Consider the following 19,972-nt stretch of genomic DNA (forward strand, 5'->3'; position numbering starts at 1 on the left):
CAAAAGTGCAATCATTCTTTTTCTTCTCTTCTCCTTTCCTTGCTTTTTAAGCAAAATTGTTGTATACTTAACTTAAGTAAGGAAGTAATCCTGTTCCCCTTGTCCACTATGTGGTCGGAATGACGGTTACTTCCTTTTTTGTACTATATCAATCAAGCGATTGCCACGCTTCATGATAACAGTATCAACATCTCTCCTGCCGCTTCTGTAGATTATTTCCAACTGCTGTAACACTTCTTCTGTGCTAATATTAGATTTTTCTAGTTCAAGCACAAAATTATTTGCTTGTCTTTTTGATTTTCGCATATTGTTATCAACAACATTTTTACCAGCTCCCTCAATCTCTTTTAAGTCAAATCGTTCACCATTGACCAAATAATCAGGAGTCGGAACTTTTAGCGGATAATTTACTTTTGGTACAAGCTGGACTTTAACACCAAATTTCTTGGCTAGCCACTCTGCAACCTCTTTTTCTTTTTGTGAATAATCTAAGACAACATGCTTTCCGTCAACATGATACTTGACCTCCTCATGCTCCCAGTAGCCCATTTCGGCAACAGAACCTTTACCTGAGTGCTTTAGCCACTCTTTTCTTATACTCTGATAAGGTTTACTATTCTGCTGTTGTCCAATCATCTTTCTGCGCTTGATAGCAGTTTTCTTTTCATCACTCCATTTTTTAGAATGAACATTTTGCCTGCGGCCATCACCGGGGCGGTAATCTACTGTACATCTACAATTCTCGTGCCGATGATAGACATCATCAGGTACATCAGGGTAATCATAAGAACCTGCCAGACCCTTACACCATTTACAAGGATGCCCAACAACCCTGCGAACGATTTTAGGTTTCAATCCTGCTTTTGCATGAAACTTAGCATTAGCCTCTATGCTGTCATCAACGATACTTTGACTGAAATTGACAACTGGGTCATTAAGCAACCATTTTACTTTCTCAAAACTATCCTCACTAGCCAACCGATTGACTAATCCATCGATACGGTCTTGGTTAAGCGCTGGATTCTGAATCGCAAATCCAAATCCTGCTTCATTGTTCAAAATCCGCTGAACTTCTGCCGAGTAATCACTTATCAGATCGTAATTTCTGCCCAGCGTCTCGTTTAACAGTCTTTGAGCAATGTTGTAATACATTTTCCCATCTGGCAAAACATCGTCGCTCAGAGAGCCTCTCAGAGCCTTAGAGAGAATCTCGCCAAGCTCAACGGCATAGTCATTCGCGTCAATGTAATTTGCCTTTTTCTGCTCCAATTTTGAAATAAGAATCTGCAAAGTGGAACTATTAAGCCGACCATCTTCAAAATCTAATTGTATCTTTTTGAGGAGCTCTGGTACGATATCTTCAACCATTGACATCAGCTCCCTTGATACCAGTCAGGTCTCTGATAGTCTTAGCATCCAAATAGCCAGGAACTGCCTGATTCAGCTTGATAGCTCCATCACCAATCATGGTCAACATATTGGCATCAGCCTCAAAGAGTGGCTCCCATTTTACGCTAGTTTCCATAAATTGGCTACGTAAAAAGGGGAACTTGTCGCGTAAACAAACGGCTACATAAGCCGTATTTAGCAATCCAGATGCGAAAGATCGTTGAGCTTTTCGCCCAGCCGCTCTTAGATTTTCATGAGCAGCTTTGATTGCTTCCACTGAAGATGGATTGTCAGACGGGAAACCTAAATCATCTAGAGTTAATCCGCTTCCACCAGCAAACAAAGAAGCATACATCCTAAGCTGCTCAATAAATGGAGACATGCTAGCAGTTGAGAACTGACCAACTGTAGGACTGTCACCATCAGCATCCTTAGAAAATTCCAAAAGACTGGAAACTGTCGCTTTCCATTTTTCGATAGGATCTGCATCCTGACTAGTTCCTACTACATATTTTTGAGGAAAAGAATAAAACTCTGCAGTCACTTCTGCACGCTCCAGCGTCCGCTTAGCAGCCTTTTGCTGGTACATGCCAGCACGAGTGATACGACTCCGCCCAAATGGCCGCACAGCATCTGGTCGATGGATAATTGGAACCAATAGAGGCTGTCCAGAGGGATTTGAGATAGAATACTCCTCGCCATATTTAGGATAATACCACGTTGCATCTGGTGTGAAATATGCCTCTAAAGTTGGAACACCATATTCATCCTGTTCTAAAACAGCATAACCTTCTGTCAATAGAAATGTCGTCGGATCCAGAATTCCTGTTGCCCGGCTCGCTTCTACAACCTGCATTTTAGGCAATTCACCATTTACCCCTGGCATGACGTAGACAAAGCAACAGGAGGCAATCAAAGCCGACTGTATCGCCGTATCAAAAAAGATATCCGGATTGTTAGCGTTAAAAATTTCTGTTGCATTAAAATCATCATTAGCAAACTCGCGGAAAACAATTCTATCTGCTAGAGCGTCGACTCCGTGGGCAGTCCATCCCAAAACAGAACTGTACGCATCACGAACTTTGTCTGGCACAACAATACTGCGAGATGGTTCTTTGTCTTCCATTGCATAATATCGATAACGCTTCTTTACACCCAATTGATAAAGGGCCAACTTCCTACGAAGATAGCCCATACCCATATAATTCATTCTGATTGCTCCTTTATCCTTTCTACAACTAATTGTTCAAAGTTTTCTTCGTGTACATCAATACCCTCAACGACTGTCCGACTAACGAAATCAAAAGCTTCTTCATTTGCCAAAATTCGATTTTTCAAATCACGATAGTATTTCAACAGACTTTTACTTTTTTTACGCTTTTTGGAAGTTGAAATGTTAGGATTTGAAACTTTGATTTTTTCCTGCTTCTTAGCAGCACGCTTTTTCTTCATCAGTTTGCGTTGATTCGTTCTAATCCCGTCCCTACGGCATTTGTCACTGCAATATTTTGACCGACTAGATGTAGCCGTGAACTTTTTACCACATATCGAACACTTAATTTTTTTCATTTCCTAACTCCCAAATCCTAACGCGAGAAAAAATGTACAGTGACGGCGTGAAGGGCTGCGCCCGTCAAGGGGAGGGGGAATCCCCCCCTTGTCGTCGTTTTCAAAAAAATTTTTAAAAAACTCAAACGATTTTTCAAAATTTAATCAAATCATTGTACGTGCTTCAATGATTTTTTCTTTTTTCAAAAAATTCAAATATAATCTTAAATCTCGTCATAAGACTTCAAGCTCTGTACTTCGTCCAGTCGCAGCTTTGCGGCAGATTGCGATTTCCAACCACAGTAGAGCTGGCTGCTCTATCTGCATAGAGCTTATCAGACTTCTGCCTGTTACATTGCCAGTGAGCTAGTTGCAGATTCTCAATTGATGATGGATGACCACCTTTTGATACTGGAACCACATGATCTATCACAGGACTTAGTGGGTGAGGGTACTTCAATGACTTATCCACCGGATGACCACAGATGCCGCAAGTGTTCTGAGTTTTGAGAATCACTCTTTTATTTTTTTCAAAAACCGTTCGATGGGGACCCTGACGATCCGGACGGATATTGTTCATAGCGGACCTCTAACTAATAAGAGGGGAGTACTTTTTAGCACCTCCCCTCGGTATTTTTTGATATTACAATAATATCACGTTGAAACTGTCATGCACTGTCAATCGCTGTCATTACTATTTTTTACTGTCATTTACTGTCACGGCATCAAGTTCTCTAGTAGCCACGCGCAGCAATCGAAAATAGGTACTCTCACTGCAATTCAACTCATCCATAACCTGCCAACGTGTCATCTTATCGATGTAGACCAAGCTTAGTATCGCTTGACTATCCGTATTCTCCAGGGAATCAATTAATCCCTGCAGTTCTCTCTGCTTTCTGATTGCTTCAGCTGTCTTTTGCTCAATCTCTTCCTTTGCAGTCAACAGTTCAATATAGATATCATCCTGCTTACGCTTGATACCTCCAGACACTTTATCTGCAGAGAATTTTGCGCTAGATAAAAGTGAAGCTTCGATTTTATCTCTACGTCTAATCAAGCTCGCAATATATAAATCTAGGTTTCTCAAATCTTTCAAAATAGCCTTTGCCTTCACTTTTAGCTCCTTTGTGATATAATATAAGTATAGTTGTTACAAGGAGTCAGCAAAGCGCTGGCTTTTTTTAATACTGATTTAAAATTACTACGACTTCTATATTATTTTATTCATATTTTTTGCATAAAATCAGAATGCAACACTGTGACATTTACTTTCAAAACTTTTATTTTATATAAAACAAGAATGGCTCTATAATAGGCTTTGTAGCTATTCTTATTTTTATATACTCTTTTTATTTAATAATAATGTCACAGATACTATTTAATTGTCTATAAAGTCAGTCATATCAAGTGCTAGATGGTGTGACATTTCATTTTTTTAAAATTTGCGAGAAAATCGACCTCAAACCTTGATACACTTGACCTCAAAGGGTGTGACATTATAAATGTCACAGTAATGTCACATAATGTCACGGATAGCTGTTTTTGTGACATTACAAGCTGAAAGTGTGACATTAACTTTTTTGCATATTTTTACGAAAATATCCTCTAAATTGACTACCATTTGTTCTACGAACTCCATATTCCCAATCACCATCATTATCCATCATCAACTTGATTTTCTTGGCCAACTTGCTGCCTCTTGCTGTATCTACATCAAAGACATTCTTTAAAATGTCCCTAGTAGAGACGGCTTCCTGCAGCACCACTCCGTGGACTGGATTACCGACCTCATCACGATAGATTTGATTATTGAAATAAGAGTAGGTGAATTGATGCCGCTGCACCATAGACATATCCGACCAGTTGGACGGAACCAACATATCCAGATATTCATAGATTTGCTCTTCTTCCTCGTCCTTGTAAGCAAACTGCTCTTTATAGACTTTTAGATCCTGCTCAACCTCTTCATCGAAAGTCAGACTAAAGCCTTTTTTGTATAGAGCCACAGCCTCTCCCCAAAGTTGAAGAACATCCTCATCCGTCATATCAAATGGCCGCATAAATTGATTATCTGCATGAACCAATACTGGTAGAAATCGACGTTCACCGGTTTTGTCCCGTAAATATTCAATTTCGTTACTGGTTCTGGCAATCACGAAGTTTTTTGGAAATTTCTCCGATCTCCGGCCGTATGCTTTCCGAAAGCGCAAGTCTGTCTTCGTGACAAAAGCTTTTAATTCCGCAAAAGTAGTCTTTCTTGACGCAATCATCTCGTCGTCATTAACGATTAAGGACTTAAGCATAATCTCATAATTATCCTTGTCAAAGAAATCTTTAACAGAATCTGTGTACCAGTCCATTCCTATCTTTTGCAAAAAAGTAGTCTTACCGGTTCCTTGACCGCCAACCAGATCAAGCACGTAGTCGAATTTAACACCAGGAGTAAAAACCTTGGCCACTGCGCCAACGAAAAACATTGTCGCTATTCTTGAAACATTGATGTCATCTTCTGCACCTAGCCAAGTTTGAAAAACCTGGTTCAATCGCTCCTTATGGTCCCATTGCTGATAAGCACGTTCCATATATTCTGAAACTGGATTATAGGATTTTTCTGCAAAGAATGTTGCAATCCCGTCTGATAAGGCTTGACGTTTAAAGACAACCCCAAAATGATTCTCAAGATAAACACTAAGCACCGCTTCAAAATTCCCAGGTAATTCACCTTTTGGAAGTTCGACATTATCAAGCTTGATGTCGGCCACAATCTCGTGTTCTTGAGAAAAGGAATTATGCCTTAAAAAGTCATTGAGGCGCGTGTCACTCTTGAGAGCTAGCAGCACATTTCGCGGACTGTCTGAGACGATTACATCAATTTCTTCTTTCTCGCCCTGGTCATTGACAATCTTTTTCTTCGTCCGCTTAAATTGAGCCATGGACATTTTTAAAATCTCACCAATGATACTCACCTCCTCATATCTTTATCAATCATACTCATCACCGTCCGCTCAAGTTCTTTATCAGGTAGCGGATCCAGACTGTTATTGTTTGCTATCTGAGCCAACTGCAGAACAAACTCTGCTTCTACATGCCTAGACAGCAAACCGCCCGTGAATTTGGCCAAGGTATCGTTTCTGGTTCCCTCACCACCAAATCCAATCGCAATCATTTCAAATAGCTCTGTTGTTCTATTGCGTTTTCTGTTTGAATAATTTTGATAGCGTAACTGATCCAGGTCATTGACCTTGTTCTTTTTTAAGTATTCCGATTTGATAGCCATGACCAGCGCCCTGCTGGCCGTGACCATCGTGCCGCCCTCTTTTGATTTATCAATGTCCCATTCATATTTCCCTTTTTTTGTTTTCGATGGAGCGACTAACACATAGTTATTAGGATGAGCTTTGACATCTACACCAGGAAGAAAACCAATCATCTGGGTCATGGACACATCAGGATGTTTAAAATAAAAAATATGTTTACCGCCACTTGCAGTCTTAGCCTGCAAAGTCGGAGTTATCAAGTTCAGATGTTCCCAATTCTTTAAAGATTCAAAGCCATTATGCTTACCGTGTAAATCAATGTCGATGACAAAAAACTTATCTGTCCGAACTGCAATATTAGCATCAGGATACTGCGACCAGAAATCCTCTATTTCCTGTTCTGTCAAGGCTGGCTTATCTGCAAAAGCAATCATCGGTTTCTTGCTAGTTGGACTAATAGGAATAACCGAAAATCCCTTTTTCTGATAAGCTAAGGCATGTTCTTTCATTCCCATCTAGTACCTCCTATTAGAATGGCAGATCATCATCCGATATATCCATCGGATTGCTATTGTTATTTTGTTGATTGCGACTTTCCAAAATTTGGAAGTTTTCTGCAACAACTTCGGTGACATAGACGCGCTGACCTTGCTGATTTTCATAGTTACGCGTCTGAATTCGACCAGTAATTCCGATAAGAGCTCCTTTTTTGGCCCAATTTGCAAGGTTTTCTGCCTGTTGGCGCCATATAATACAATTAATGAAATCTGCTTCTCGTTCACCATTTTGACTTTTAAAATTACGATTAACTGCAAGAGTAAAACTAGCTACTGCCGTATTACTCTGAGTCATACGCAATTCTGCATCACGGGTCATGCGACCCACAAGTACAACGTTATTTATCATTTATTCAATTCCTTTCACTTTTTTCGTTTCGTCAATCAACTGTTGAGCGGCCTTCAACTGACCAACTGGTATCTGTTCGATTTTCTCAACTCCCATCAGACCAACGAACCATTTTCCAATTGTAATAACTGGTGCATTAGTTGATTCTGCAATATATTTGATATCCTCACGCAACTTCTTAGCCTGAGCGCCTGTGATGAATTTCTTATCATTAGTTGGCTTTTTAGCACTTTCATTTGATTTAGCCGCTGACTTACTTGCCGCTTTGTTTGTAGATTTTTGATCTGTCTGTTCAGCGTATTCATCTGTGTCAGGATCCTTGTTGTCGTCAATAGCAAATAAACCATTCAAAGCGTACTTACGCGCATAGCTGGATGCTGTACCTGTTATTTGGCTGCCGTCCATCCCTTTTTTTGTTTCTTCTTCACGCGCTAATGCTTTAGATCCGATAGCCTCACCTTCAGCGTAGAGTGTGACAGAAGCCTCAACATAATGGCGCCCCTCGATATAGACGATGTCATCACTCATAGTGATTGCCGCCTTATGCTTTTTTAAAATCGGTTTTAGAGCTTCTAGGATATCCTCTGCACTTCGATAATTGTATTTTCCGAAAGAGTTATATTGACCCTTTGGAGCAACCAACTCACTTTGGATTGACTGCAATACTCCAAATATTTTTCCCATGTTAACTCCTTTTAGTCAAACAACCCTCTCAAAAAATCACGAGTAAGCTTATCAGGCTGCTTTTCAATCTCTCGAACCTCGCTGCCATTTGGATAAGTTAATTCATATGTAGCTTTAACCTTGACAACTTCACAACCAAACATTTTAGCCATGCTTTTGAATTGCATTTTGTCTTCTTCGTATTTTTCGAGAGACATGAACAAAGCATTTTGAAGATTATCCGTGTATTCTGCTTCGTAGGCTAATGTTCCGCGATCCTTAAACAATTTTAAGAAAGACCCTGTTTCTTTTCTACGCAATACAATAAATTCTTGATTAGTTTTCATTTTGATTCTCCTTAAATTTGATAACCTTCTGGGTATTTTGTAGCAAGCGGTCTGTAGTTAGATTCTGCTTTCTTTCCACATTTCTCGCATTCCATATTTGGGACCACGTTATTATGATAGTTTGCGTCATCATATCCGCCATCTATTTTCGTAAAGCCACAATGTTCACACTCATATTCTGCTGTGAAATCTCTTCGGTATTGACTGATAATTTTTTTAATTCGCATTCGTTTCTCCTTAAAAATAAAATTCTATGACTCTCACGTCATGTTGTTGGCGGCTGCCTGTTACCCGCCAAAGTAACTGCCTATAATCATCATAATCTCCATCAGACGGGCTGACTGGATCTAAGACTACAATCGTTTTAAACTTATGCTGCAAGCCGTCCACACCTACACCCAATACTTGGCTAGTGGCCACAACATTGGTCTGTTCCAGAGAATCTTTCTTGTCCCCGGTCCAGATTCCAATTTCTGGATGGCGTTCTCGGATAATCTCTACAATCTGCTTAGACTTGCTAACTATCAACATTTCTGTCTTGCTAGCTAACAGGAGGTCCAACTGGAGCAGCATAGGCGTGTCTTGATTGACCGCTTTAAGCTTTGGGAAATCCACTTCAAAGCCTGTCTGTGTGAGGTACCTTTCAAAAGTCTTTCGGCCAAATGTCTGTTTTGCCATGGCGTACTTGCCATCTTTTCCGACAATGTTCAGCTTTCTAAACTGTTCCAATTCTTCCGGATTAGCAGTCAAGCACCAGACAGGCTCAAAGATGACCTCAAAGCCATTGTTTTCAGTCGCGCCCTCAATTTCCTCAATCTCTTCCCAGCGGAAAAAATTTGGTAGATTAGAGACATATCGCTCATAGTTTCGGAAGTCCTTCCACTTCTCTTTTGAGTAGGAAAAACGGTCGTATTCCATTTCTCCGTGCGCTTTTTGCCAATCAAATTTATTATTTGGCGTAGCCCCGCCAAATACCGTTTTTTCCAAAGGATAGAAATTCTGACCCTTTTTTCTGATAGGTGTGGCCGATAGTCCGATTGTATAACTGCGTTTGATTTTTTTGTACATCTTATAGTTGGCATCACTCGACATGTTCTGCCACTCGTCAATGATAAGCACATCGCAATCAAGCTTCTCACCTTTTTTAACTCGATTCTGCAGCGTTCTATCTGTCACAATGTCAAATTCGACATCGCTATCAAATCCAACAACTTTGATTGCTTCCGCCCAGCCGGTCAAAATAGCCAGTCGATTATTTGTGATGATAATTTTCTTAGCTTTCTTGTGTTTAGCAATAACCAGGGCACAGATGGTTTTTCCTTTGCCACCTAAAGCTTCCAGAAAAATTCCATTAGTGAGCAGGTCGCTTCTTCGAACGGCCTCAGCCTGCCATTTTCTCAGTTGCAATTCTGCCAATGTCCTTGATCACCTCCTCAATGTCATTCCTTATGGCCCAAAACAATCCAAGTCTAGCAGCGGCCCTGACATCCTGATGGTGACTCTTATCAAATGTCCAAAGCCCCAAAGCTTTTAGTAAGTCATTTGGTATATCTGCCTGATAACCTGCATTCCTCTGTAAAATCAGATCAGGATAGCACAACTCAATAGCTTCAATGGTCTCAACTACCGAGTTGTCTCTGGAATAATCATTATCTCTTACCTCGAATTTCTCAACCACTACTGTATCCACTTCGAGAGTACGGCCAATTTCTTTGAACCAGGTCTTAAAGTTTTGAGCACCGAACGGCACTACCCAATAGTCGACCAATCTTGCATTATCCAGGAGCACAATTCCAGTTGTACTGCTTTCAATTCGATTGCTTGAGGGGTCAATTGATAAAATCTTCATGCTGTCACCTTCTCAGAAAGCACGCCATCAAATAGAGCTGTCTCAAACCAATTCTGTTTATTAGCTTTCGCAAAGGCAAACAGTGTTTTCAATTCTTTATGCTGCTTGTCTTTTATTTTTAGCTCTTCTTCATTTGTAAATTCAGGCTTCTCACAATCGACCGCTTGAATGATCATCTTGTACTCTGGCTTAAATACTTTCTTGCCAAGCCACGTATCCAGTTGAACTTCATCTATTTTTTGAAACCCAATTTTGATATCAAAAGGGAAATTTTCAGTTACATTAACAATGATTTCCCGGTGACCAATCACGACAGAAATATTTTCGGTAATTCTAGTTTTGTTAATCAATCCCATCAGCGAATCCTCAAACTTCTATTTTCCTGCAGCTCTGCACCCTTAATTTTTTTACCTTCTTTCAGCAACTCGTAAAGTCCTTTTTTATCGGGCGTTACCGTAACTTTTTTATTCCAGTATTTCTTAGGCAGCAGAGCTTCATCCACCTTGACACTAGCCTTAGAATTTTGAATTGCAATGGTAAACAATGATGACTTGATTCTCTCATTGCCGGTCACTTCCATGGCCGTCTGCAGATTGTCTTTGAGTATGCCGATTTTATTCTGCAAACTCTTCTTCCGATCTTGTAGCCGTTTGATTTCTTCATCAATTCCCGGAATGTCTGCTTCTAAATTTTTGATAACTTTGACATAGCCTTCTGCCTTGTTGACAAAGTCCTCTTCCCAGTCCATACCTTCCAAAGTATCTTGCTTTGTTTGTTCGTCAATATCCATTTCATAAATAGTCAGATATTGACCTGTTAATTCATATAGTGTACTCATTTTGTTACCTCTTTCATTAAGCTGCTTCCATTCGACTTCTAATATTCATCAAGAGACCTTTCAAATTGCATTTCTCAGTCTCTGATAAGTTGCACTTATCAATAAATATTGCGATAAGCTCAAAGGCTTTTTGTAAGCTTTTCTTTTTGTTAAACATTTTTACACTCCTAATTGTTTTTCACGTTTAATGTTTTCCAGCATCTCTGCCAGTGTTTCTTTTTTGGGTCTGTATCGGTTGCGAGATTTCCACTTAACAAACAGGCGAAATCCTTCGTAATTGACAAAGACGATTCTGTGAGTTGGGTTGTCAATGAATTGTCTGAAGTCTGGATGTTCTCTCATTTCTGCCGCCCAACCTTTAGCAGTTCCGACTGTCAACCCTTCCCATATTTGGCAAAGGTGTGCATAGTCACCATATGTTGCTTTTTCAGACTGATTGGCAGGTCTGTAAACTATTTCTGCTTTTGGCATAGTAAATTGTTCCTTTCTGTGTTATAATTAAGTTAGTTATTTTTGTAAGCGACTGATTTTTCAGTTGCTTTTTTTGTTATAATCGACTTATTTTGAGTTTAATTTGTTAAACATTCGTTTCAAAAAAAATCTTTTACATGTTTATTAAAAACTCCGGCTAATTTTTGAAGTGTTCGAAGTTTAACAGTTGAAAACTGACCTGATTCTATCAAATGTATTGTTGTTCGAGAAACATTTGACTTCTCTGCAAGTTCCTCTTGAGACATTTTTTCTGCCTCACGCCATTTTTTTAAACGTTCTCCTTGCACCATTCCTCACCTCCTTTTGTAGTTATGATATAATAAAAATAAAATATTCGAGGTTAAAAATGAAATTAAAACCTGATTGCATACGTGATATTCTACTTATTGTCGAAAAACACGCTACATATTCAAATGATGTTGAACAGGAAATTGTTTTTCAAGAATTAGAGAATAAATATAATCATGAAGAAATCCTGTATCATGTTCGCCAATGTGAAGCAAGCGGACTCTTCTTACAGGTACAACACTTTTTCGGTGGTTTCTCAATTATAGATTTATCTCCAGCCGGCCATCAATTTATTAACGATATTAGACAAGATACTAACTGGAACAAAATTAAAGAAATCGCAAAGAACGTTGGTTCTACTTCTCTTGATGTCTTAAAAGAAATATCTGTTCAGGTTATTTCAAATCTTATATCAAACCAATTTAGCAAGTAATTTGATATAAACCTCGGCATAGCCTTTCTCGGCTGTGCTTTTTATTTTAATAGCTTGCACGCCATTTATTTTTTGATTATTTATACGAATAGAGTTTTCTCGTATAGCGATGGTATCCATATCCTCACCTCCTTTCAAATTTGGTATAATAGAATAAAAACGATTGGAGAAAATCTATGTTTGTAGAAATTCAAATAAGTAACTATGCCAGACAAGATGTTGTAATAGAGAATTCCTGCCCTAATTGCCGAAAACCAATCATCCCAGATGTTGTAAGCAAAGGGAGCAGTGAAAAATCTGTAGGAAAAAGTAATATTTTCATAACATTGCAGTGTCCAGGTTGCGAACATTTCTGGGTAGAAGAGTTTTCTGCCACTCTTGACGGTACAAACCATTACAATCTAACACATGTTGAAGTTAAACCTGAATTGCCTAGTGATATCCCAATGCCAGAAGATATTGACATCATTTCGCCTATCGGAAAAGATATTTACCTACAAGCCCTAAAAGCTGAAAACGAGAAGCTTGACCATATTGCAGGCATTGGCTATCGTAAAGCTTTAGAATTTTTTGTTAAAGATTTTGTTATTTTGACAAACATGGATGATAAAGCCAAGATTGAAAGAATGCAACTCAAGCAAGTCATAGATACATATATTGATGATGAAGAATTGAAGACAGTTGCTCTAGCTTCAACATACATTGGCAACGACGAAGGTCACTACTTCCGAAAAAATCCAGATAAGGATATTTATGACTTAAAAAACTATTTACATGGCTTCATTTTCTACCTTGGTAAGAAACTTACTTTTCTTGATGCTCAAGAGCTTGTGAATCGCTCAAAGAAATCTTAGAATCAATTTCTTCTACTTTCCCAGCAATATACGTTACAGTCCTCAGTATTTCATTGAGGGCCGTTCTTTCTAATTCATTCATTTTCTTCTCCTTATCTAAATTCATCTAGGCTGACGTCTAATGCGTCAGCTATTTTTTGCATGTTGTCAAAGTAAATGCGTTTTGTACGACCAACCTTTAAATTGATGAGTACATTCTGGTCAATTTCAGCTTTTTTACTGACAGCATACATCGTCATTCCTTTGCGATCCATGACAGCCTTTATTTTTTCCCACATGTTACTCCTCCTACCATATATTGTATTTTTGTTTAAAAACATTGCAATAATATACCATATATTGACAATTTGCTATATTTATTTTATAATATATCCATGATTAACGATTAAGCTAACTTTAACTACCATTTAAACTTTTTTTGTTAATCAAATAATTAAGAAAGGAGAAAAGCTATGGATCTTAATCAATTTCAAGACTTCCTTCCTCTTGTTACGGGATTTCTAGGAGGCGCTACTTCTGCCGGTGTGTTTGCAGGTCCTATTCAAACATTGCAAGATTGGTGGTATATCAATTATGGTCACAACGTTTCTACTCAAGCAGCCTTGTTGAAAGCTAACCGTGAAGCAAGTGTAGAAAAATTGAAAAACGATATCTTGCAAGAAGTGGCAACTATACCTCCAGAAAATGTTCAAGAGCCATCTATTAAGATATTAGGCCCAGCACTTGAAGCGTCCAGATACTATATTGAAGAAGAGGAATTGAGAAATATGTTTTCAAAAATTATCTCTTCTTCATTCGATAATAGAAAGAACGGTATGATTCACTCGTCATTTGTGGAAGTAATCAAACAGCTAGATGTACTAGATGCACAAATATTACAATTTCTCAACGAAAGTAATTACAGTAAATTTGCAGCATCCCCAGCTATGAAGATGTTCCTACAGGACGAACAAGGAATAAAAACTCTTTTTCCTTTAATTTTTCTCACTGAAGAACTGTTTGATCTTCATCGCAATGCAGCTGCAATTATCAACCTAGAACGACTTGGTATTATATCAATAAAAGATACTCAACATCTAACAGATGAAACTGAATATTATTTTATAGAAAAACACCCAATCATAATTCATCTACTTGAGCATAATCCAGGTTTCGAATTAGGTAAACTCTGTTTTATAATTACTGAATTCGGTCAAAACTTTATTGATGTTTGTGTTGTGTAAGAGAGGTTAATAGTATTTTCATTTGTTCCTTAAACCAAACATCACTGTCGTGGATATGTTTTTCAAGCAATACCGATGTATTGTGAATATGCCATTTCATCATTATGAACGAAATGGTGATTGAAGATAATATGGATACAATCAGTATTTCCATCCTTTTCCTCCTCTCTACCAAAAATTTTTGACTAAGGTAATGACCTAAAAAATCAAATTCCAAATCACAATAGTGATTATTACACCAATAGCGACCAGTCCGCCGACTGTCCAAAGTTTATCTTTATCCATTGCTTTTCACCACACATTATGCTAGAATGACGGTGTAAGAGTTGGGGCTTGCGCCCCGTTCTTACTACTCCTTCGGCGTGACTCTTATTTAAATAAGAGTTGGAGTATAACTGCGATAAGCGCTATTATCGCTGCTATTACCGTAGCTCTTGGCTGTGTCAGCCAAGGGTCTTTTTTCTTGCGCCGGCGCTTTAGCATAATGATTTTTCCTTTCGTTTTATTTGCTTATCTCTAAGCTTGATTATAGTTTAACACGTTAAACATAATTTGTCAAGTGTGTTAAACAAAAAATATTTACTTTTTTTATTTTTAAGTGTATAATAGATTAAACAACATATAGAAAGGGGTTTTTTAATGAAATTAGGAGAATTACTAAAATCATACAGATCAGAACATAAGTTATCTATGGATGCTTTTTGCGAATTATCTGATTTAACAAAAGGGTATATTTCTATGCTTGAAAAAAATGAGCATCCGAAGTCAAAAAAACCTATTGTTCCATCTTATGAAACGATAGAAAAAATTGCTAAAGGCATGCAAATTTCTGCAGAAGATTTGATTGATATGCTTGATGACGATCAAGAAATTCAAATCAATGCTACTCCCCCTGTTCTTTCAAAATCTGAAATCCAACAAATCTACGACCAGCTCCACCAGCCGCGTCAAGAAAAAGTATTGACATTTGCTGACAAGCAGCTCAAAGAGCAGAAAAATGAAAATTCAAATAAAGCAGAAGTCACCGATCCTCTCGCCGAATACCATGTATTCGAGAAATTATCTGCAGGAAATGGTTACAACTACATGGAAGATCGTAACTACGATGTCGTATTCTATAACAAAGATATAGACCACGACTTTGCTTCTTGGGTCTATGGAGATTCCATGGAACCTAAATTCCTTGACGGATCTGTCGCCCTTATTAAAGATACTGGTTGGGACTATGATGGTGCCATCTATGCTGTTGATTGGGATGGCCAGAGTTACATAAAAAAAGTCTACAAAGAAAAAGACGGTCTAAGGCTCGTCTCACTAAATGACAAATACGATGATAAGTTTGCTAAGTGGGAGGAAGAGCCACGGATTATCGGTAAGGTGGTTGGCAATTTTATGCCGGTAGAAAGATAAAGAAGTGTTTTATGAAAATAGGAATGAGAACTCCTAGTTTAAAAAGAAGCTTAAAAGCTAGGACTACATCAAAGTGGAAGCGCCAAATAAAAAAAGCGGTGATTCCAGGATATGGACAAAAAGGAATAGGCTGGATTAAAAACCCTAAAAAAGCAATGTATAACAAAGTATATCGCAAAACAACTTTTGGATTATCGGACATTGTAAAATCTTCAAAAGAGAAAAGTTCAGCTAAAGTTAAGAAAAAAGCTATCCGACAATCAAAAGACTACACAGCAAAAGACTATAAACAGGCTGGTATTGTAATGATTATTTTAGGTCTACTATTGATGTTTGTGATACCAGTTTTAGGGATATTCTTTTTGATTCTTGGTATCATTTCATTTGGTGTTGCCACCCTATTTTCTAAAAAATATTCAAGGAGTAAATAAATGGGATTTTTTGACAAAGCAAAAGAAGAAGGATCTTTCTCTTCCGCTTCAGGTATTGAGAATCTTCATTACGTCGTATTACAGGTAACTTTAAAAGAAAAATTTATTGGAACTGGTTCAGGAAATTTAACAGAGTTAGAAAATGTAATCAATAAACAAGCCAAAAAAGGTTATCGTCTACATACCATTGCTACTAGCAATGGCGGAAGTAAAGGACTAGGTGGTGGTGATAGAATTCAAGCTACTATGGTTTTTGAAAAAATTTATTAAATAAAAAAGCCCCACGCTCTCAAAGTTTGGCGACTCTGAGCGTGAGGCAAAAACGATTGTATAAGAAACAACCATTCAAAAGGTCGTTTTCTTGTACCCATTTTACCAAAATATAGGAGAAAAAACAATGTGGGTAGAACAACACAAAAGCGGAAAAGTAAATTTTGTTGAAAGATACCGTGACCCTTATACCAACAAATGGAAAAGAACGTCTATACTCATGGAGAAAGACACCCCCAGAATACGAAAAGAAGCCCAAAAGATACTTGATACTAAGATAACTAACCTTTTGAATAACCTAAAAACGTCAGAAATGCTCTTTACAGCTCTTTTAAACCAGTGGTGGGGATTTTATCAACAAGAGATAAAACGGTCATCTATCGCTTCGTTAAGGGGGAATATCAGGGAAATAAGAGAGTCTTTTGGACTGAATGTAAAAGTGGTCAATATTGATCCCAAATATGTCCAAACTTACCTAGACAATCTCGACTGCTCCAGAAACAAGAAAGAACGTCACAAATCTATGCTCAACCTTGCTTTTGATTACGCTGTTGATCTGAATATTATTAAAGATAATCCGTCTCGGCGGGCCAAGCTCCCGCGAATAAAGAAAACTTTGGAAGATTGGAAGAAAATTGAAGAAAAATATCTTGAAGAGGATGAAATCCAACCGCTTCTTAAAGAGTTATATCGACGCCCCAACACTTACCGTTTAGGGTTACTGTCTGAGTTCATGAGCCTAAATGGCTGCCGTATTGGTGAGGCGGTCAGTATCGAACCAACAAATTATGATTTTGAAACCAGGGCTCTACAGTTGCACGGGACCTATGACCACACAGAGGGCTACCGTAACGGTGAAAAGACAACTCCTAAAACTCTTGCTTCCTACCGAGAAACAATCATGACCAACCGGGAAATGGAAATCCTCAAAGAAATAGAGTTCATGAATGAACTGGAAAAAAATACCAATCTACGATATAGAGACATGGGCTACCTTTTCACAACTAAAAACGGAGTTCCCATTCAAACTAACTCTTTCAACCTAGCTCTTAAAGCTGCCAACAAGCGATTGGAAAAACCGATTCAGAAAAATCTTACCAGCCACATCTTCCGTCATACTCTAGTCAGCCGTCTGGCTGAAAACAATGTCCCGCTTAAAGCTATTATGGATCGTGTCGGTCACGCTGATTCAAAGACAACTGTTCAAATTTACACCCACATCACCAAGAAAATGAAGTCAAATGTGGCTGACATCATGGAAAACTATTAATTTTACGCCCCAAAAATGCCCCAAAACACAAGAAAAGCCTATTGCACAACACCGAAACGTTGATACAATAGGCTTTTTATCGTTGAATTATTTAACAGCGTCTTTTCAAGATGAATATTTTCCGTTAATTTTATATAGTAGGGATTCTTGTTATGTAAGGGGTTATAGATAGCAAACCTATTTAAATTTATTCAATAAGTCTGAGTAAGTTTTAGACTTATGCCCCAGTTTTGCCCCAACAGGGCTTTATGGATTCTTTGGGGCATAAAAATTAACCTGTGATTTCTTTTATCGCTATTATACCACTTTCCGGCCACGAAAAAAAGCCCTCTGGATTTTCCAAAGGACTCTACTTGTCTTATTTTATTCTATAGGTTGCGCCTGCATAGATTAGATCACCAGACAATCCATTGAGCACTTGAATATTTTCCACTGTCGTTCCATATTTAGCAGCCATGCCAGAGAGTGTATCACCCCATTGTGCTGTATGATAAGACGCACTTTGAGGGGCTGATTGTCCTTGTCCCGTCACTTTTAGGACTTGGCCAACGTAGATGTAGTTAGGGTTGCTAATGCCATTTAGAGCCGCTAACTGTTGGTAAGTCGTGCCATATTTAGCCGCAATCCCAGAAAGGGTATCACCCGGCTGTACCGTGTATGAGCCGGACTGCTGAACGGTTGGAGATGGTGCAGGTTGGCTATTAGTAGTAGAGATAATCTCTGCATTTCGCTTGTAAATCCAAGAGTTAATACCAGCTAATAGCACTTTATCGCCGCTTACCTCTGCTACTTGGTAAGACCGACCTTTGACCCATTCGGGGATCGCTTCGCCTGTCGCCCAGTTGGTAGCCGAGAAATTAACCTTGACTGTGTCACCAGCTTTAATATCGCTTTTCGGTGTGTTATCAGCTTTTTCGCCCTCTTTAATCGCTGGCGTTTGTGTTTTAGGTGTATTCTTACGACCATAACCGTTATCTGTGATACCAGTCAAATCCACGTTACCGTCAAGCCCACCTGCTACATACGTTGAAGTAAACTGAAAAATGGCGATTCCTGGGAGTGACGGGAAAAAGTTGTAGTTTGGTGATGGGGTCACGTTGTAATCTGGATAAGCTCCAATCCACAAAGAATTTGGAAATTCGGCCAAAATCCGATTATAATCAACGTGATCAAGTGTATAAGGTTTGTATGAGTAGTATACCGGCGTATAGCCTGCTTCCCTAATCATACGCATCCCATGTAAGATGGCGTTTGTATTTGCTTCTTTGCTAGCGCTCGCTCCGCTCTCATAATCCAGAGCTACGATCGAGCCTTTTGGTGTCTGTACCTGCGGCAAGAAGTTTTTAAGAACTTGTTCACCCAAAGCAGCATTGCCACCTACTTCATACCAAACGTAAGTGTGAGCACGTTTTCCTTGTGCAATAGCACTTGCTACTTGCGTTTCATACGTTGATTGGCCGTACATACCATATGCATTGATACCGCCAATTTGAATGATGGCAAATTTATCATGACCATAACCAAAAATACCATTCGTACCTTGATAAACAGACCAGTCCACGCCTTGATCTCCTACCGCTGCTTGTGCAGCAGTAGGAAGCATGAAACCAAGTACGATTGTAACAAGAGCTAAAAGCTGCTTAATTTTCTTTTTCTGTGTCATCCGCTGTGTCTCCTTTTTTATTTTTAAAAGCCAATTCGTAATAGCCGATAGCAGATAAGCCGGCAATTAGCCCGCCCCAGCCATAAGCTGCATAGTCCCCATGCACAATGGTTGCAGCGTATGCAATCCCTACAATAATCCCCAAACCGAGAGCTAACGTAGATACTTGTTTGCCGTTTAGATTGAATTGCGTCTTAACGACATTTACAATCGCTGAAATGATGGGGGCAATAATCCCCGCTGTGATTAAAATTTGTTGCATCTTATTTCTCCTTTTCAATTTTGCTTTCGAGCTTGTCGATTTGCTCGTCAAGGTAGTTTGTTCTTTCCTCTAAGCGATAAGTTCGCTCTACTACGCTATTATGCTTTTCCACTTTTTTCTCTAACTCCTGAATTCGGAAGGTGGTTATCTTAGCACTAGTGATAATCCCGCCAAATGTGCCAATTAGCGAAGCGCTAATCGTCACAACAGCATTTATAACATCAGGTGCCATAAACTACTCCTTTTTCTTTGTTGGATCATCCCAGATTGGTTCGCCCGCTTCGTCAAATTTCATAATGTAGAAATTCTTGTCAAACATATTTGTAAATTTAAAGGTTGTGATAGAATTGTTGTATCTATCAAACGCCCAAACAAGCGGTACTTCCACCAATTTACGTTTGCCGCCCACAACTGCGGGGCGTTTTTGCGTTTCTTTGTAAATGTAGTAATCTTCTACATCGTTTTTAAAACGGATAAACTCGCCGTTTTCGTCCATATATCTAAGAGCTGTCTGTAAATCAAACGGCTCTGTAATTGTGTCAACATTTAAAAGTTCTGTCATTTCTTTTCTCCTTTTAT

Annotated in this window: 31 protein-coding genes; 7 read left to right on the top strand and 24 right to left on the bottom strand. The window is 38.7% G+C overall.

The annotated features are described in order from the left end of the window. Positions 1–126: 126 nt before the first annotated feature. The 18 genes from PCY71_RS12895 to PCY71_RS12980 all read right to left on the bottom strand — a co-directional run bounded on the left by PCY71_RS12895 (position 127) and on the right by PCY71_RS12980 (position 11,579). Positions 127–1,374, bottom strand: a complete 1,248-nt coding sequence (locus PCY71_RS12895; RefSeq protein WP_301412725.1) for a hypothetical protein — start codon at positions 1,372–1,374, stop codon at positions 127–129. Next, on the bottom strand, positions 1,361–2,599 hold the full coding sequence (locus PCY71_RS12900) for a hypothetical protein (protein WP_247938733.1): 1,239 nt from the start codon (positions 2,597–2,599) through the stop codon (positions 1,361–1,363). The genes PCY71_RS12895 and PCY71_RS12900 overlap by 14 nt, the downstream gene beginning before the upstream one ends. Beyond that, positions 2,596–2,958, bottom strand: a complete 363-nt coding sequence (locus PCY71_RS12905) for a hypothetical protein (protein ID WP_301412726.1) — start codon at positions 2,956–2,958, stop codon at positions 2,596–2,598. Before PCY71_RS12905 ends, PCY71_RS12900 begins: the two co-directional genes overlap by 4 nt. A 223-nt stretch (positions 2,959–3,181) precedes the next feature. Next, positions 3,182–3,517: an HNH endonuclease signature motif containing protein gene (locus PCY71_RS12910; protein WP_301412727.1), complete on the bottom strand. Its 336-nt coding sequence runs from the start codon at positions 3,515–3,517 to the stop codon at positions 3,182–3,184. Positions 3,518–3,631: 114 nt separating this feature from the next. Then, the gene (locus PCY71_RS12915) at positions 3,632–4,051 is read right to left on the bottom strand and encodes a DUF1492 domain-containing protein (RefSeq protein WP_301412728.1); all 420 of its coding nucleotides are present in this window, start codon (positions 4,049–4,051) and stop codon (positions 3,632–3,634) included. Between the two features lie 457 nt (positions 4,052–4,508). Beyond that, positions 4,509–5,903, bottom strand: coding sequence for a virulence-associated E family protein (locus tag PCY71_RS12920; RefSeq protein WP_301412729.1), 1,395 nt, complete (start codon positions 5,901–5,903; stop codon positions 4,509–4,511). Beyond that, positions 5,900–6,709, bottom strand: a complete 810-nt coding sequence (locus PCY71_RS12925) for a bifunctional DNA primase/polymerase (protein WP_301412730.1) — start codon at positions 6,707–6,709, stop codon at positions 5,900–5,902. The genes PCY71_RS12920 and PCY71_RS12925 overlap by 4 nt, the downstream gene beginning before the upstream one ends. A gap of 13 nt (positions 6,710–6,722) precedes the next feature. After that, positions 6,723–7,100, bottom strand: coding sequence for a single-stranded DNA-binding protein (gene ssb, locus PCY71_RS12930; protein ID WP_134970835.1), 378 nt, complete (start codon positions 7,098–7,100; stop codon positions 6,723–6,725). Next, on the bottom strand, positions 7,101–7,784 hold the full coding sequence (locus PCY71_RS12935) for an ERF family protein (RefSeq protein ID WP_301412731.1): 684 nt from the start codon (positions 7,782–7,784) through the stop codon (positions 7,101–7,103). It abuts the gene before it with no gap. Positions 7,785–7,795: 11 nt separating this feature from the next. Further along, positions 7,796–8,110, bottom strand: coding sequence for a hypothetical protein (locus tag PCY71_RS12940; protein ID WP_106079283.1), 315 nt, complete (start codon positions 8,108–8,110; stop codon positions 7,796–7,798). 11 nt (positions 8,111–8,121) lie between these two features. Continuing rightward, entirely contained in the window at positions 8,122–8,337 is a 216-nt protein-coding gene (locus PCY71_RS12945) for a hypothetical protein (protein ID WP_106079282.1), read from the bottom strand. A 10-nt stretch (positions 8,338–8,347) separates the two neighbouring features. After that, a complete protein-coding gene (locus PCY71_RS12950; protein WP_301412732.1) occupies positions 8,348–9,526 on the bottom strand; it encodes a DEAD/DEAH box helicase family protein in 1,179 nt (392 codons plus the stop codon). Next, entirely contained in the window at positions 9,492–9,959 is a 468-nt protein-coding gene (locus PCY71_RS12955; RefSeq protein WP_301412733.1) for a hypothetical protein, read from the bottom strand. The genes PCY71_RS12950 and PCY71_RS12955 overlap by 35 nt, the downstream gene beginning before the upstream one ends. Then, on the bottom strand, positions 9,956–10,315 hold the full coding sequence (locus PCY71_RS12960; protein WP_301412734.1) for a hypothetical protein: 360 nt from the start codon (positions 10,313–10,315) through the stop codon (positions 9,956–9,958). The genes PCY71_RS12955 and PCY71_RS12960 overlap by 4 nt, the downstream gene beginning before the upstream one ends. Beyond that, positions 10,315–10,797: a siphovirus Gp157 family protein gene (locus PCY71_RS12965; RefSeq protein ID WP_301412735.1), complete on the bottom strand. Its 483-nt coding sequence runs from the start codon at positions 10,795–10,797 to the stop codon at positions 10,315–10,317. The genes PCY71_RS12960 and PCY71_RS12965 overlap by 1 nt, the downstream gene beginning before the upstream one ends. Before the next feature lie 16 nt (positions 10,798–10,813). Further along, entirely contained in the window at positions 10,814–10,954 is a 141-nt protein-coding gene (locus tag PCY71_RS12970) for a hypothetical protein (RefSeq protein WP_301412736.1), read from the bottom strand. Between the two features lie 2 nt (positions 10,955–10,956). Beyond that, positions 10,957–11,268, bottom strand: a complete 312-nt coding sequence (locus PCY71_RS12975; protein WP_106382452.1) for an excisionase — start codon at positions 11,266–11,268, stop codon at positions 10,957–10,959. 119 nt (positions 11,269–11,387) lie between these two features. Then, positions 11,388–11,579 carry a helix-turn-helix domain-containing protein gene (locus tag PCY71_RS12980; RefSeq protein WP_235499510.1) on the bottom strand — a complete coding sequence of 64 codons (192 nt, stop codon included), beginning with the start codon at positions 11,577–11,579 and terminating at the stop codon, positions 11,388–11,390. Between the two features lie 56 nt (positions 11,580–11,635). Between PCY71_RS12980 and PCY71_RS12985 the strand changes: the two genes are divergently transcribed. Next, positions 11,636–12,010, top strand: coding sequence for a DUF2513 domain-containing protein (locus tag PCY71_RS12985; protein WP_301412737.1), 375 nt, complete (start codon positions 11,636–11,638; stop codon positions 12,008–12,010). On the opposite strand, the gene PCY71_RS12990 is transcribed toward PCY71_RS12985, so the two are convergent. Continuing rightward, a complete protein-coding gene (locus PCY71_RS12990; protein ID WP_164503725.1) occupies positions 11,990–12,130 on the bottom strand; it encodes a hypothetical protein in 141 nt (46 codons plus the stop codon). The two genes, PCY71_RS12985 and PCY71_RS12990, sit on opposite strands and share 21 nt — an antisense overlap. A 56-nt stretch (positions 12,131–12,186) precedes the next feature. Between PCY71_RS12990 and PCY71_RS12995 the strand changes: the two genes are divergently transcribed. Further along, positions 12,187–12,864: a DUF4145 domain-containing protein gene (locus PCY71_RS12995; protein WP_144210101.1), complete on the top strand. Its 678-nt coding sequence runs from the start codon at positions 12,187–12,189 to the stop codon at positions 12,862–12,864. A gap of 92 nt (positions 12,865–12,956) precedes the next feature. Here the strand turns inward: PCY71_RS12995 and PCY71_RS13000 are convergent, their stop codons facing one another. Next, a complete protein-coding gene (locus PCY71_RS13000; RefSeq protein ID WP_301412738.1) occupies positions 12,957–13,142 on the bottom strand; it encodes a helix-turn-helix transcriptional regulator in 186 nt (61 codons plus the stop codon). A 174-nt stretch (positions 13,143–13,316) separates the two neighbouring features. On the opposite strand from PCY71_RS13000, the gene PCY71_RS13005 reads away from it, so the two are divergent. From PCY71_RS13005 to PCY71_RS13025, 5 genes are all read left to right on the top strand, one after another. Next, positions 13,317–14,087: a DUF4393 domain-containing protein gene (locus PCY71_RS13005; protein WP_301412739.1), complete on the top strand. Its 771-nt coding sequence runs from the start codon at positions 13,317–13,319 to the stop codon at positions 14,085–14,087. Between the two features lie 639 nt (positions 14,088–14,726). Further along, the gene (locus PCY71_RS13010; protein ID WP_301412740.1) at positions 14,727–15,497 is read left to right on the top strand and encodes a LexA family transcriptional regulator; all 771 of its coding nucleotides are present in this window, start codon (positions 14,727–14,729) and stop codon (positions 15,495–15,497) included. Between the two features lie 11 nt (positions 15,498–15,508). Continuing rightward, positions 15,509–15,928 (top strand): hypothetical protein, encoded by a 420-nt coding sequence (locus tag PCY71_RS13015; protein ID WP_106382448.1) that lies wholly within the window; start codon positions 15,509–15,511, stop codon positions 15,926–15,928. Next, entirely contained in the window at positions 15,929–16,198 is a 270-nt protein-coding gene (locus tag PCY71_RS13020; RefSeq protein ID WP_070811611.1) for a DUF4177 domain-containing protein, read from the top strand. Between the two features lie 127 nt (positions 16,199–16,325). Further along, complete coding sequence (locus PCY71_RS13025; RefSeq protein WP_301412741.1) at positions 16,326–17,468, top strand: tyrosine-type recombinase/integrase; 1,143 nt, start codon at positions 16,326–16,328, stop codon at positions 17,466–17,468. A gap of 358 nt (positions 17,469–17,826) precedes the next feature. Here the strand turns inward: PCY71_RS13025 and PCY71_RS13030 are convergent, their stop codons facing one another. Genes PCY71_RS13030 through PCY71_RS13045 form a run of 4 tightly spaced genes read right to left on the bottom strand, consistent with a single transcriptional unit; the run spans position 17,827 to position 19,955 of the window. Further along, the gene (locus PCY71_RS13030) at positions 17,827–19,131 is read right to left on the bottom strand and encodes a LysM peptidoglycan-binding domain-containing protein (RefSeq protein ID WP_301412712.1); all 1,305 of its coding nucleotides are present in this window, start codon (positions 19,129–19,131) and stop codon (positions 17,827–17,829) included. Continuing rightward, complete coding sequence (locus tag PCY71_RS13035; protein ID WP_301412713.1) at positions 19,109–19,393, bottom strand: hypothetical protein; 285 nt, start codon at positions 19,391–19,393, stop codon at positions 19,109–19,111. Before PCY71_RS13035 ends, PCY71_RS13030 begins: the two co-directional genes overlap by 23 nt. Before the next feature lies 1 nt (position 19,394). After that, complete coding sequence (locus PCY71_RS13040) at positions 19,395–19,625, bottom strand: hypothetical protein (RefSeq protein ID WP_022524853.1); 231 nt, start codon at positions 19,623–19,625, stop codon at positions 19,395–19,397. A gap of 3 nt (positions 19,626–19,628) precedes the next feature. Then, positions 19,629–19,955 (bottom strand): hypothetical protein, encoded by a 327-nt coding sequence (locus tag PCY71_RS13045; protein ID WP_301412714.1) that lies wholly within the window; start codon positions 19,953–19,955, stop codon positions 19,629–19,631. Positions 19,956–19,972 lie beyond the last annotated feature (17 nt).

The sequence above is a fragment of the Streptococcus sp. SN3 genome, from assembly GCF_030439905.1.